Consider the following 13,655-nt stretch of genomic DNA (forward strand, 5'->3'; position numbering starts at 1 on the left):
CTGATCTTTCGAACTAATAGAGGTAGCCCATGATGAAAAAATCACATATAGCTATTATGTTGGCGAGTGTGTTAATGACAACTTATGGATGTCAACATACTAAAGCGCCAGAAACACAAACAGTTGATGGCGACAATATCCCTGTTTCACTTCCTGACTTTGAATCGGATTCCTTTTTTAACAATGTTGCCGTTTCTCATGCCAAAGTAGAAAAAATTAATGGAGTAGGTGTAACCGCAGGTTCAAATGCTTTAAAAATTAATTTTGATGAAGTCTCTGAAGCTAATAAATTTAAGTTTTGGCCTAATATAAAAATAGTGCCTAATGAAGGTATTTGGAATTGGAACTCCAAAGGTAGTTTTAAGGTTGATGTAACAAACCCAAGTGATAGCTCAGTAAATATTATATTTAAAGTTGTAGATACTATTGGCTCAATGGGAGCGCAAGCTAATCAGTTAAATTATGCTGTCAGTATCCCTGCAGGTGAAACGGAAACCGTCGAAATGTTATTTAACGGTGGAAAACGAAAATTAAATAACTATTGGGATGGTGATCAATTAGATTTACGGAAATTAGTTGAATTGCAAGTGTTTGTTCAAGGTCCAATGGACGCACAGACGATAGTACTTGATAATTTTGAATTAATCGATGCAACAGGTGACTTTATTTCGGCCAAAGAACAAGTCATTGATGTTGGCCCCGTACCTACAGTGAAAGTCATTACTGATTTTGATAGTGGTGAAGCGAGTTATATTTCTGAGCGCAGTGTATCAACCAGTGTTAAAACAGTAGATACAGCGGAAGGGCAAGGAATAGAGGTGCGATATTCATCAGAGAATGCGTATCCAAACCTTACATTAGCACCAACAGATAAATGGGATTGGTCGAAAGAACAAGATTTTAACCTGGCATTTGATATTGAAAATCCGACTAACGAACCTATTCAAATGTTTGTTCGTGTCGATCAGGCTGAAAATAAAAACTGGGGTGGGACAGCGGATGGTGTGACAGATAGTATGTCGGCCTATATGACCCTCGCGCCACAAGAAATGAATACCTACTATATGTCATTGTCCCAATTGAGCGGTAAGTTAGTCTCTGGTATGAGAAGCGAGCCACCAAAAAAATCTTATAATGCTCAAAAAATTAGTTATGGGTGGGGTGAAACAGAGTTAGATCTCTCTAATATCAAATCAATTCAGTTGTATCTACAAAATCCAACAAAAGACACTCGTATTATATTAGATTCTGTTCGTCTAATTCCTAATTTAGATGCAGACGCTACTCGATATGCAGGTCTCGTTGATGAATTTGGTCAGTCAACTCATGCAGACTGGCCCGAGAAAATTGATTCGATTGATGAATTACAAGCGCAAGGTAAAAAGGACTTAGAAAGTCTTAAAACGGTTCAACCATTACCAGACCGTAGTACATTCGGTGGTTGGAAGGATGGACCAAAATTAGACGCGACAGGTTTTTTCCGCACAGAAAAAGTTGATGGGCAATGGTCATTAGTCGATCCAGAAGGGTATTTATTCTTTATGACGGGCCTTGATAACGTACGTATGGATGACACTGTAACCATCACGGGAGTTGATTATGAAAACCCTGACGAACGTAGTGGCCGATCTATTCCATCTGAACTTCGTAATTCAATGTTTACTTGGTTGCCGGAAGATGATGATCCGCTAGCCAGCAATTACGACTATGCAACCTATGTGCATTCCGGAGCTCTTAAAAAGGGAGAAGTTTTTAGCTTTTATCGCGCGAATTTAATGCGTAAATATGATACTTCGAAAGAAGAGGCAATGAAAATATGGAAAGATGTCACGTTAGAGCGAATGCAAGAATGGGGGTTCACTACATTAGGTAACTGGATTGACCCAATGTTTTATGACAATGGAAAAGTGGCATATGAAGCTCATGGTTGGATTGCTGGTGATCATCAAAGAATTAGCACTGGTAATGATTATTGGGGACCTATTCATGATCCATTTGACCCTAAATTCCAAGAAAGCACTCGTAAAATGGCAGAGCGAGTTGCAAGTAAAGTCAGTGATAATGACCCTTGGTTAGTTGGGACTTTCGTCGACAATGAAATCAGTTGGGGAAATGTGATGAATGAAGCCAACCATTATGGATTAATCATCAATGCATTAAGTTATGATGCTAAGAAAAGCTCAGCTAAACAATCGTTTACGACTCATTTAAAATCCAAATATAAAACAATTACAGCTTTAAATAAAGCATGGGGAACCAAGGTTGGATCATGGGGTGAGTTTGAAAAATCTTTCGATTATAGAGAAAAATTAAAACCTGGTATGAAAGCCGATTATTCTGAACTTTTACAAATGTTAGGTGAGCAATACTTCTCTATTGTGCGAAAGGAGATCAAAAGGGTTTTACCTAATCACTTATACTTAGGCGCACGTTTTTCTGATTGGGGACTGACTCCAGAAATAGCCCGAGCAGCGGCAAAACATGTTGATGTGATGAGTTATAACCTTTATGCCAACGATATTACAGATGAGAAAAAGGCACATTTCCAACATTTCTTAGCTGAATTAGATATGCCTAGCATGATTGGTGAATTCCACTTTGGTTCAACAGATTCTGGTTTGTACCATGGCGGTATTGTAAATGCAGCCAGTCAATCTGAACGAGCCAGCATGTACACTCGTTATATGGAATCTGTGATTGATAACCCATATTTTGTCGGTGCTCATTGGTTCCAATATCTTGACTCTCCAGCAACAGGTAGAGCTTGGGATGGTGAAAACTACAACATCGGTTTTGTTACTATTGCTGACCAGCCATATGAAGAGTTAGTAGAAGCCGCTAAACAGGTGAATATCAACTTATATCAACAACGTTTTTCTAAATAAATAAGAAATTAGCCTTTTCCATTGAAAGGAAAAGGCTAGTTTCGCACATCTATATAAAACATAAGGACGGTTTTATGAAAAAGCATACTTTAGTATTAGCGATAGGTTTAAGTATTATTAGTGGACAGGTTTTAGCTCAGTCTCCATTCGAATCATTTGAAGATTTTAGTGCCGGTGAGGTTGTAGATTCAACCAGCAATATCTCCAATATTATTAGCCTTGACCAATGTACTGATGGAGAAACGTCGCTCAAAGTCAATTATGACTCTACGAATCAATGGAACCCCATGAAGTTAACGTTATCATCGCCAATAGATGCTAGCCAAGTAACTCATATTTCTTTTGATGCGATTAATTCTTCTTCAGATAATGCTGAACTACTTATTAAATTGATTGATAGCAATGGTAACGATGCGTGGCATTGGATGACAATTCAAGCCAATACTACAGAAGTTTATTCCATTGACCTTTCATATGTAGATGGAAGTAATACAGGTTCAATAGATTTATCCGATATTGCAGTTATTGACTTTGGTAATGCTGCAACTTCCAATAATATTGAAGTTTTTATTGATAATCTCCGCTTGTCAGATGGAAGCTCCACTGTGGGGCCTGGTTGTAACTTAGGCGATACTGGTGGCACAGATACTGGCGCAGATACTGGCGCAGATACTGATGCAGATCTTCGTACAGGAGGTGGTAGCCTTGGTGGAATCGGCTTATTAATGCTAACGGTTATGGGCTTATTGCGTCGTAAAAATAAATAATTATTAACTTGTAGTCCCTCTCTTTAGTTAAGAAGTTAAAGAGAGGGTTGTTGTATTACAACAATATCAATTCTTAAATATTCAATTCACCCGTTTCTTACACCCCTCCCGCTATAGCAAGGTTGATCTAAGTCACCAAATTGGTTATCCAATACCGGTTTGTTGATGCACAGATAACAGAATTAAGCTATCTAACACGTTGACCTATTGCCTGGAAAAATCAAGAGTGTCATTATCATTCACAGGTGTGATGCCTTAGTATGGTTTGGGTTCATTGGTTAACAATCGATAGGTTTATTAGATTGGCCTGAATATTGTAGCTGAACTTGCCATCACTTCACTGCTTAGGATGGATAGTGTGATATGAAAAATATAATAAACAGGTTAATAAATGGTATTTCCATAGTCTCAATGTTAATTATGGTTACCTTAGTTTTTATGAATGTCTTATTAAGATATTTTTTTGATTCTGGCCTTCCATGGTCTGAAGAGATTGCAAGAATCGCATTCGTGTGGGTCGTTTTTTTAGGGATTATGATTGCAAATAGAGACAGGGATCATCTACAAGTTGATATTGTGACTTCAAGATTGACTGGGTTAATAAGTAATATTGTCTTTTTATTTCAAAGGCTAGTGACAGTATTTGTTTTGATTTCTGTAATTATAGGTGGCTCCAAGCTGATTATATTAACTAAAGATCAGGGGCTTCCTTCTACCGGAATTCCCACACCTATTATTTATATTGCAGGTGTTGTTGCATGTTCAATTCTTTTATTAACAATCGTTGCATCTATATTTTCTAAAAAAGGAGTCAACTCATGATTTGGCTTTTCTTAATATCTTTATTTCTACTTTTATTTAGCGGAACACCTGTTGCAATTGCCATGCTAGGCTCTGCTGCAATTATGCTTGCGACTATGGGGTTGTATGACCATCAAATCATGGCCGAATATTTTATTAATGGTGCAAATAATTTCTCATTGATGGCAATCCCTTTCTTTATTTTAACTGGCGAAATTATGAAGCAAGGAGGGGTCTCCAAGCGTATTGTTGATTTTGCTTTATCCTTGGTTGGCCACATTAAAGGTGGTTTAGGTTATGTTGCTATCATCGCGGGCTTAATTTTTGCTGGCTTGTCGGGATCGGCTGTCGCTGATACAGCAGCACTAGGCGCTATCTTAATTCCAATGATGATGTCGAAAGGATATTCAGCCCGTTCTTCTACCGGAATTATTTGTGCTGTAGGTATTATTGCGATGGTCATTCCACCATCAATTCCAATGATTGTATTCGGTGTTATTGGTGGAGTCAGTATCACTAAAATGTTTATCGGTGGTGCTCCAGCAGGCTTATTAATGTGCCTAGGTTTATGGTTTATGTGGCGATACTTATACCGTGATACAGAGATTGCTGTTTTTGATAGAAAAACATGGGGAGAGCGTGGTAAAGCATTTCTGAGTGCATTTTGGGCTTTAATGTTACCGGTCATTATCATTGTAGGCTTGAGGGGGGGGATTTTCACACCAACAGAAGCCGGTGTTGTTGCTGCAATTTATGCCACAATAATTTCTTTCTTTTATAAAGAATTAAAACTGAAAGATTTGATGAACATTTTCATTTCAACGACTAAAACGACAGGTATTGTGATGTTTATTGCAGCTTCTGCAATGGTATCTGCATATGCCATCACGATAGCACAAATCCCTCAAGAATTAGTTGCAATTTTAAGAGATATTTCATCATCACCAATGATAATTCTCTTAATTATTATGGTCTTCTTACTACTCGTTGGTTGTGTGATGGACTTAATCCCAGCTATTCTAATATTTGCGCCAGTATTATTACCTGTAGTCACATCTTATGGTATTGACCCTATTTATTTTGGCGTATTAATGGTTATCAATTTAAGTATTGGCTTAATCACCCCACCAATTGGAACCGTTCTTTATGTTGGAGCAAGTATTTCGAATATTAAAATTGGAGAGTTAGCGAAAGGAATTGCACCATTTTTATTGGTACATGTAATCGTTATGTTTCTTCTTATTTTATTCCCTAAAATTGTAACGTACCCAATAGAGTTATTAGGTTAAATAAGGAAATTAAAATGAAACTTTTAACAAAAACATTTATAGCTTCAAGTATTGCTTTGTCCTCTATATCTGCGCAAGCATTTTGGGGGGATGATACAACGACTATTAAAGTGGCACATTACTTTAATGAACAACACCCACAACATATTGCATTGCAGCATTTTGAAAAAGAAGTTGAAGAAAAATCACAAGGGAAAATTGACGTTAAAATATTTCCTAATGCTCAATTAGGTTCTGAAGAACAAATGATTAATGGTGTAAGAAATGGAACCATTGAAGTTATTTTATTTGGTTCTTTGATGCAGAATTTGGATCCTAGACTTGGTTTCACTGAAACACCTTTTTTAATTCGAGATTATGATCATGCTCGTAAGGTTTTAGACTCCAATGTGGGTATGGAAATAGCAGATGTATTTAGTGATTATGGGGTGAAGCATTTGGCTTACTCTGCATCTGGATTCCGAGTGATTTCTTCAAACAAAAAAATTGAGAAACCAGAAGATTATAAAGGAGTTCGTATGCGAATTCCGAATGTATCTACATTTGTCGAAATGTCTAAATTATTAGGTGTTAACGCTCAAACAATGGCGTTCACAGAAGTTTTTACAGCTCTTGAGCAAGGTGTTGTTGACGCTCAGGAAAATCCAATGAGTTTAATTAAAGCGCAAGGTTTTTATGAGGTTCAAAAGTATATTATTGAATCTAATCACATGTTTACAGCCTTAAACTTAGGGATGAATAAAAATTTCTTTGACAACCTTAATGAAGAACAAAAGGAAATTGTTCTTGAAGCAGCGGCACATTATAGCCAAGAATCATGGGATTTAGTGGTACAGGATAATGAAAAAACAAAACAATATTTTATTGACAATGGTGTTGAAGTGTTAACGCCTTCTAAAGAATTTACTGCGTGGAATCAGAAAGCAATGGAACCTTTATATGAAAATATGTACAAGAAATATTCTTGGTCTAAAGGTTATGTTGATGAAATACGAGAAATGTAATTTATAATATAAATAGAGAAGTTATTTTTTTTATTTTAATTTAATATTAAAAGAAATTTATAAATAAATACTAACTGTGGTCAAGTGGAATTGTCCACAGTTAGCATTTTAATTACAATAAAATTGCGTCATTTGGTCTGGTGATTTTTCCTATCAGGTTAACATTTATTGGTATTGGTTGAACTTTATGGGCTTCTTGTGAGCATGATCACCTCAGATGCGAATGAATAGAACTATAAATTATTTGTGTTTATTGGTAGATGTATTGCAGTAAGTCTATCAACAATATCGCAATGGGTTAATTCGTAGTATTTAACCGAAGGGGAACAATTAGGTTGCCCAATATAATTTATAAAAAAGGATTTAATAATGAAACATAATTTAGTTGCACTATTCGTTGCTTGCACTCTATCCACATCAGTATTTGCTGCGCCACCACTTGCTGAAAAAGAACATTATAAAGTAGGTTTTGCACAATCAGAAAATAATAATCCATGGAGAATTGCAGAGACAAATAGTTTCAAGGATGTTGCTAAACAATGTGGTTGGCAATTAATTGTTTCTGATGCGTCAGGTTCTGCTTCGAAGCAAGTCTCAGATGTTGATTCGATGATTGCGCAAGGTGTCGATGTGATTTTTTTGCCTCCTCGTGAAGAGCGACCTCTTGTACCTGCTGTAAAAAAAGCAAAAGCTAAAGGTATTCCTGTTTTCCTTGTCGACCGTAAAGTTGATGAATCAGTGATTACTCCTGGTGAAGATTATGTCACTTTTATTGGTTCTGATTTTATTAAACAAGGTGAAACTGCCGCTGAATTGCTAGCTAAGATTTCTGGTGGAAAAGGTAAAATTATCCAGCTTGAAGGAACAACAGGTTCAACGTCAGCTCTTGATCATGTGATTGGCTTCAATCGTATTATTGCAAAATATCCAAATATGGAAATTGTAGCCTCACAAACCGGGGATTATGCTCGTGATAAAGGACGTAAAGTTATGGAAACACTACTCCAGACTCACCCTGATGTGACACTTGTATGGGCTCATAATGATGAAATGGCTCTGGGTGCAATCAGGGCTATTGAAGCTGCCGGTTTAGTCCCAGGAAAAGACATCATTGTCGGTGGTAAAGATGGAACTCGTGATGGTTTACAAGCAATTTTAGATGGAAAAATGGAATTTATTGTCGAATCTACGCCTAAATTTGGGCCATTAGCTTGTGAAACAATGCAACGTTATGCACGAGGAGAGAAAGTAGAAACATGGGTTAAAACAGAAGACCGTTTATTTGATGCGTCTAATGCTGCTGAACATATTGGTGATGCGTTTTAATGATTTTAACTAAATTGGGAGGGCTTGTGCTCTCCCAAGTTTGTAATCATTCAAGGAGTGAAATATGAACGGAGAATCTCCTATTTTAAAAGTAACAGGCATCTCTAAATCTTTTTATAATATCCCTGCATTAAAGAATATAGATCTATCACTTAATCCTGGAGAGGTTAGAGCCCTTATTGGTCAAAATGGAGCAGGTAAATCTACCTTAATTAAAATTCTTAATGGCGCATATCGATTAGATACAGGAAAAATAGTATTTGATGATAGGCAAGTTGAATACACGTCGCCATATCAAGCACAACTCGATGGAATGAGTACCATTTTTCAGGAGGTTAACCTATTAGGGTATAGAACGGTTACTGAAAATATTATGGCTGGGAGAGAAATAAAAAAGTATGGAATGATTGATTGGGATGCTTGTAACAAATTTTCTGATGAAGCGGTTAAAGTTTTAGGCTTAGATATTGATGTAACTCATTCTCTTGATTCATTTAATGTAGCAATTCAACAGCTTGTTGCCATCGCTAGGTCTGTTTCATTTAATGCCAAAGTATTAATTATGGATGAACCTACAGCTTCTCTTGATGAAGCTGAGAAGAAAACATTATTTAAAGTAGTGAAAAGTTTAAAAAATAAAGGAGTCGCAATTCTTTATGTAAGTCATCACCTTGAAGAGTTATTTGAGATCTGTGACTCAGTGTCGGTTATGCGAGATGGGTGCATGATTGAAACTTCTTCGATTCAAAACTTAACTAAAAAAGATATGGTAGCCAAGATGTTAGGTAAGCGAGTGGAAGATGTTTTAAATGATTCTGATGCGAGGCCAAAACGTACACTAAATGATGAAGTAATTTTAAATGTGCAAAAAATATCAGGCACAGGTGCTTTAAAGGATGTGAGTTTTAACCTTAATAAAGGTGAGATATTAGGCCTTGCTGGATTATTAGGTTCGGGGAGAAGTGAAGTCGCTAAGAGAATATTTGGGGCAGATCAAGATGATACTTATAAAGGTAATATTTCGATAAACGGTGCAACCATTGGTATTGCTGGGCCTAAAAATGCAATTGAGAAAGGTATAGCATTTTGTTCGGAAGATAGAAAAATTGAAGGCATCATCCCTGAAATGTCTGTGAGAGAAAATATGACATTGGTGATCTTAGACTCCATTTCGAAGAATGGCTTGATCGATAAAGAAAGAGAAATTGAACTAGTCAATTCTTATATTAAGAAACTTGATATTAAGGTTTCAAATATGGAACAACCAATATCTCAGTTGTCTGGTGGAAACCAACAAAAAGTGTTACTAGCACGTTGGATGGCTAATAATCCAAATGTTCTTATTCTGGATGAGCCAACTCGTGGTATTGATGTAGGAGCAAAATCAGAGATAACAGGTTTAATTCTCTCATTAGCTGAGCAAGGTGTTTCAGTATTATTTATATCTTCTGAATATGAAGAAATTTCAGCAAGTTGTCACAGGGTTCTCGTAATGCAAGAAGGTGTTTCTAGGGGATATCTACAATATGATGAAATATCAGTAAATGTCATTTTAGATGAGCTTGGAAAACATCAACAACGAGCTGCTAATTAGGAAGCATGTATGGATACTATTAATCAAAGAATAGATAAAAATGAAAATTTGAGAAGTGGAAAGATTGAAAAGGTAAAAAAGATATTAAAAAACAATGGTGCACTTGTCGCGTTGGTTTTTTTACTACTCATTAATGCAATATTTACCCCCCATTTTTTTGCAATTCAAACGTTATATATCAACATCACACAAGTAGCACCAATAGCAATCGTTGCTATTGGTATGTGTCTTGTTATTGCTTCTGGTGGAGGTGGTATTGATATTTCGGTCGGATCGGTTTTGGCATTAGCTGGTGCGTTAGCACCTATGATTTTCATGTCGGAATTTGGAATTAGCAATCCTGCTATTGGTATGGCTCTAGCTATTCTACTTCCCTTATTAGTCGCTACGGGCTGTGGGCTATTTAATGGGTTTTTGGTCGGGCATTACCGTATTCAGCCTATGATTGCGACGTTAATTTTATTTATCTCTGGCCGTGGTATTGCTCAGTTACTTACAAATGGAGATATTCAAACATTTAATAATGAATTTTTTCAATACATAGGTACTGGACGTTTATTTGGAATTCCAATTCAAGCAGTCATTTTAATCATAATTGCGCTTTCAATTTCTTGGATTATAAAAACATCTAAATTTGGGCGTTATTTATTAGCTGTTGGCGGAAATGATAAAGCAGCTTTATTGTGTGGTTTGCCGACTTTCAAAGTTAAACTTGTTGCTTATGGTTTTTGTGGTTTTTGTGCTGGTATGGCAGGTTTGTTTACGACAGCAATGAATTCTGCATCGGATGCAAATACCGCTGGTTTGTTAATGGAATTAGATGGGATATCAGCCGCTGTAGTCGGTGGAACTGTAATGATGGGCGGAAAGGCTCCAGTTTTAGGCGCGGTTGTCGGTGCTTTAGTGATACAAATGATGACTTACACATTGTTGGCCAATGGTATATCTGATTCGGCTGCCATGATTGCTAAGGCTGCGATTATTATAGGTGCCATTTACTTACAACTAAAAAACAAGCAGAAAAACTAAGGGTATTGTATGAAACTTAATAAATGGATGAAAAGATCGCAACACCCACTTTTAAGAACTGAAGCTGTTTGGATTGCATTGGTTATAGTTATAGTTTTTGCAAGCTTGCGTTACGAAGCTTTCCTATCGCCTTATAATATAGAAAGCTTTTTCTCTTATAACTCTATGTTTATCTTAATTTCAATTGGCATGTGTTTTGTTATCATGACAGGAGGAATTGATCTTTCAGTTGGCGGTGTTGTCGCACTTTCAAGTGTAATGGTCGCTTACGTGAGTCCCTATGGAATTGTTGCGGCTTTGACCGTTGGCGCACTTACAGGCTTTGTTTGTGGTTTAATAAACTCTATTGTTGTGATTCGATTACGGATAGCACCTTTCATTGCCACATTAGCTATGATGCTTGCATCTCGAGGTGTGGCATTACTAATATCAGGTAAGCAATCGGTTCCTATTTCATGGGAAGGTAGCTTCCCTGAATATGGTATGGGGGCTATGTTTAATCTCATACCATGGCCTGTAGTAGTGTGTATGTTTGTTGCGATAATTGCATGGGTTGTTTTGGAAAAAATGCCGTTTGGTCGTGCAGTGCTCGCTGTAGGCGAAGATGAAGAAGCAGCAAAGCTCATGGGATTAAAAGTGAATCTAACCCTTACTTCAGTATATGTAATATCTGGTGTATTGGCTGGTTTGGCCGGTGTAACATTAGCGGCAAGTTTTGGTGCAGGGCAACCTGCTGAAGGTGTTGGTTGGGAGCTTATTGCAATATCTGCAGTTGTTGTTGGCGGTACGTTATTAACTGGAGGGTTAGGTTCTATTACCGCCTCAATTGCAGGAGTGATATTGATGGGGTTAATCTTTAATATTCTGAATTTTGAGAACGGCTATGGTGCATTTACTATTAGCACTTATTGGCAGTCTGTTATTCGAGGTTTATTCCTACTGTTAGTACTTATTATTCAAGCAGAAGTCCTTAAGAAATTGAGAAAACAGAAAGTTGCGGAGTAATATAGATTTCCAGTATTCCACTTTCGAAGTATTGGCCTTGAAGTTTCACGGCGATGATAAACAAAGCCTACACCACGGCCTTATCGGTAAAGTTTAGTCTACTATAATCGTTGCTGAATTTATTTGTTCATAAATATTCAGTATAGTGAAAGGATGCTCATGAATCACATAAGTTAACCTTAAATCTGCATAAGGAATTTATTTTTAAGCCGAGTTACTTTATTGCTCGGTTTTTTCTTTAAAGCTATAAATATCTGTCCTACGAAAATATTCACCATATAAACACCATGTTAACTAAGCTTCCTATCAACCATGATGATATGGAATTTTAAGGTTATGGAAAACTTTGATTTAATCAAATCGATAAAATACTAGCAGTAGGTTTGTATTTTCACTAGGTTTGGCATGAGGGAAGATAGCAATTATGTAAGCATTTTTTATAGTTAGCGAGGTGGAAGATGGTTTCTTCGCTAATAAATAACGATATAATCTATATTGAAAATATACAATCACGGTAACTTGGTTGATGAAAGATGATACTATAGTTATTACTTCATTGGTGGTTAATTTTTAGGTGTGTCGAGGTCGAGGCAGTATAAACCGAGAACCAACTAAATTACTTTTCCACAGTGATATGGATAATGAGCAAAAGCCTTCGACATAAATGTGCATAGATTCAAAATTAATTATGCCCAAGTCCTTGTAATTGATAGTTCTAGATAAACGATCAGATTACGACTTGAGCATTTAGTTTATTGCTTATCTGCGTTGAGATTAATTATTAAGTTTAAATTGTACTAAATAGAGAAATAGTCTCCTATTTTTAAGGTTGCTGTCTTATTTATAGGTTTCTTATTCTGTCAATGTATGAGCGACTCCATGGGTAATTTTCATATACTTCTTTATAAATTGGTTCAACAGATTTTTGATTCCATTGAACAAACTCTTTATTTGGATAGATAATCTCCATACCATGATCTTTAAAGAAATCCATTGTTGATTCATTTTCTGCGATTGTAAGTTTAGATGCTAATTTACCAAAACTGGCTGCTTCTTCTTCAATAATCACTTGTTGCTCAGAGGTTAACTGTTCAAAAAATTTTTTATTCATACCAAAGTTAATAGAAGTAAACATATGATTGGTTACGATCACATATTTTTGCACTTCATAATAACCTTGAGATTTAATGATACTAACAGGGCCTTCTTGAGCATCAACCACACCTTGTTCTAGTGCAGTAAATACTTCAGTAAAGGACATCGTTTGTGCATTGACCCCTAATTGGTTTGCCATAGAAACAAACGTTGTCGCGTTAGGGATACGTAAACGTATTCCTTTGTAATCTTCTGGCGAGTTAATTGGTTTATTCGAGGTTATTTCTCTAAAACCAAGTACAGCATCGCTTAAATGCTTAACACCATAAGCTTCAAATGTAATTGAAATCTCTTTCGCGACATCAGAATCATAGAATTTTTGGACATGTTCATAATCTCTAAACAAGAAAGGCAATTCAACAAAACCAAGTTTGTAGTCCAAATCTTGCATTAAAGAACCGAATAACGCCGCTTGAATTGTGCCGTTACGAATGCCGTTGATCATTTGGCGTTCATTACCTAATGCAGCATTAGAAAAAATTTTCACTTCAATATGACCATCAGAACGCTGTTCAACATTTTGTTTAAATTTCAGTAGCGCTTGATGATGAGGGTGATTATCAGGGAAGTAATGAGCGATTTTGATTTCAACCTTATCGTTGTCAAATAAACCCATAAAGGCGTAAGACTGTAGGGGGATTAAACATATTAAAATCAATAGTAACTTTTTAAATTTGAGCATTTAGTTCTCCTTGTTATGATTTGCTATTGGTACTACCAATATTGTCACTATAGATCATTTATCTAAGAATGGTTATGTGAGAAATGTTCATTTTGTGACCTCCGGCAATGATTGATAT

The 13,655-nt window shown here is 36.3% G+C and carries 10 protein-coding genes; 9 read left to right on the plus strand and 1 reads right to left on the minus strand.

The features are described 5' to 3' along the window. The first annotated feature begins 29 nt into the window (after positions 1-29). The 9 genes from L3V25_RS02055 (at position 30) to L3V25_RS02095 (ending at position 11,700) form a co-directional block, all read left to right on the plus strand. Positions 30-2,885 carry a beta-galactosidase gene (locus L3V25_RS02055; RefSeq protein WP_237293838.1) on the plus strand — a complete coding sequence of 952 codons (2,856 nt, stop codon included), beginning with the start codon at positions 30-32 and terminating at the stop codon, positions 2,883-2,885. A 74-nt stretch (positions 2,886-2,959) separates the two neighbouring features. Continuing rightward, entirely contained in the window at positions 2,960-3,652 is a 693-nt protein-coding gene (locus tag L3V25_RS02060) for a GlyGly-CTERM sorting domain-containing protein (protein ID WP_237293839.1), read from the plus strand. Positions 3,653-4,015: 363 nt separating this feature from the next. Then, the gene (locus L3V25_RS02065; RefSeq protein WP_237293840.1) at positions 4,016-4,474 is read left to right on the plus strand and encodes a TRAP transporter small permease; all 459 of its coding nucleotides are present in this window, start codon (positions 4,016-4,018) and stop codon (positions 4,472-4,474) included. Next, entirely contained in the window at positions 4,471-5,742 is a 1,272-nt protein-coding gene (locus L3V25_RS02070) for a TRAP transporter large permease (protein WP_237293841.1), read from the plus strand. Before L3V25_RS02065 ends, L3V25_RS02070 begins: the two co-directional genes overlap by 4 nt. Before the next feature lie 14 nt (positions 5,743-5,756). Next, the gene (locus L3V25_RS02075) at positions 5,757-6,746 is read left to right on the plus strand and encodes a TRAP transporter substrate-binding protein (RefSeq protein WP_237293842.1); all 990 of its coding nucleotides are present in this window, start codon (positions 5,757-5,759) and stop codon (positions 6,744-6,746) included. A 369-nt stretch (positions 6,747-7,115) separates the two neighbouring features. Beyond that, positions 7,116-8,072 (plus strand): ABC transporter substrate-binding protein, encoded by a 957-nt coding sequence (locus L3V25_RS02080; RefSeq protein ID WP_237293843.1) that lies wholly within the window; start codon positions 7,116-7,118, stop codon positions 8,070-8,072. A gap of 64 nt (positions 8,073-8,136) precedes the next feature. Next, complete coding sequence (locus L3V25_RS02085; protein ID WP_237293844.1) at positions 8,137-9,666, plus strand: sugar ABC transporter ATP-binding protein; 1,530 nt, start codon at positions 8,137-8,139, stop codon at positions 9,664-9,666. Between the two features lie 9 nt (positions 9,667-9,675). Next, positions 9,676-10,695, plus strand: coding sequence for an ABC transporter permease (locus L3V25_RS02090; protein ID WP_237293845.1), 1,020 nt, complete (start codon positions 9,676-9,678; stop codon positions 10,693-10,695). A 9-nt stretch (positions 10,696-10,704) separates the two neighbouring features. Then, complete coding sequence (locus L3V25_RS02095; RefSeq protein ID WP_237293846.1) at positions 10,705-11,700, plus strand: ABC transporter permease; 996 nt, start codon at positions 10,705-10,707, stop codon at positions 11,698-11,700. Between the two features lie 841 nt (positions 11,701-12,541). On the opposite strand, the gene L3V25_RS02100 is transcribed toward L3V25_RS02095, so the two are convergent. Then, positions 12,542-13,537, minus strand: a complete 996-nt coding sequence (locus tag L3V25_RS02100) for a TRAP transporter substrate-binding protein (RefSeq protein ID WP_237293847.1) — start codon at positions 13,535-13,537, stop codon at positions 12,542-12,544. Positions 13,538-13,655 lie beyond the last annotated feature (118 nt).

It is taken from the genome of Vibrio sp. CK2-1 (genome assembly GCF_021726515.1).
In the GTDB taxonomy this organism is placed as follows: domain Bacteria; phylum Pseudomonadota; class Gammaproteobacteria; order Enterobacterales; family Vibrionaceae; genus Vibrio.

What these genes read in the sequence shown, in the direction of transcription:
- L3V25_RS02055 (WP_237293838.1), top strand. Translation starts at nt 30, where the DNA reads ATGATGAAAAAATCACATATAGCTATTATGTTGGCGAGTGTGTTAATG.
- L3V25_RS02060 (WP_237293839.1), top strand. Translation starts at nt 2,960, where the DNA reads ATGAAAAAGCATACTTTAGTATTAGCGATAGGTTTAAGTATTATTAGT.
- L3V25_RS02065 (WP_237293840.1), top strand. Translation starts at nt 4,016, where the DNA reads ATGAAAAATATAATAAACAGGTTAATAAATGGTATTTCCATAGTCTCA.
- L3V25_RS02070 (WP_237293841.1), top strand. Translation starts at nt 4,471, where the DNA reads ATGATTTGGCTTTTCTTAATATCTTTATTTCTACTTTTATTTAGCGGA.
- L3V25_RS02075 (WP_237293842.1), top strand. Translation starts at nt 5,757, where the DNA reads ATGAAACTTTTAACAAAAACATTTATAGCTTCAAGTATTGCTTTGTCC.
- L3V25_RS02080 (WP_237293843.1), top strand. Translation starts at nt 7,116, where the DNA reads ATGAAACATAATTTAGTTGCACTATTCGTTGCTTGCACTCTATCCACA.
- L3V25_RS02085 (WP_237293844.1), top strand. Translation starts at nt 8,137, where the DNA reads ATGAACGGAGAATCTCCTATTTTAAAAGTAACAGGCATCTCTAAATCT.
- L3V25_RS02090 (WP_237293845.1), top strand. Translation starts at nt 9,676, where the DNA reads ATGGATACTATTAATCAAAGAATAGATAAAAATGAAAATTTGAGAAGT.
- L3V25_RS02095 (WP_237293846.1), top strand. Translation starts at nt 10,705, where the DNA reads ATGAAACTTAATAAATGGATGAAAAGATCGCAACACCCACTTTTAAGA.
- L3V25_RS02100 (WP_237293847.1), bottom strand. Translation starts at nt 13,537, where the DNA reads ATGCTCAAATTTAAAAAGTTACTATTGATTTTAATATGTTTAATCCCC.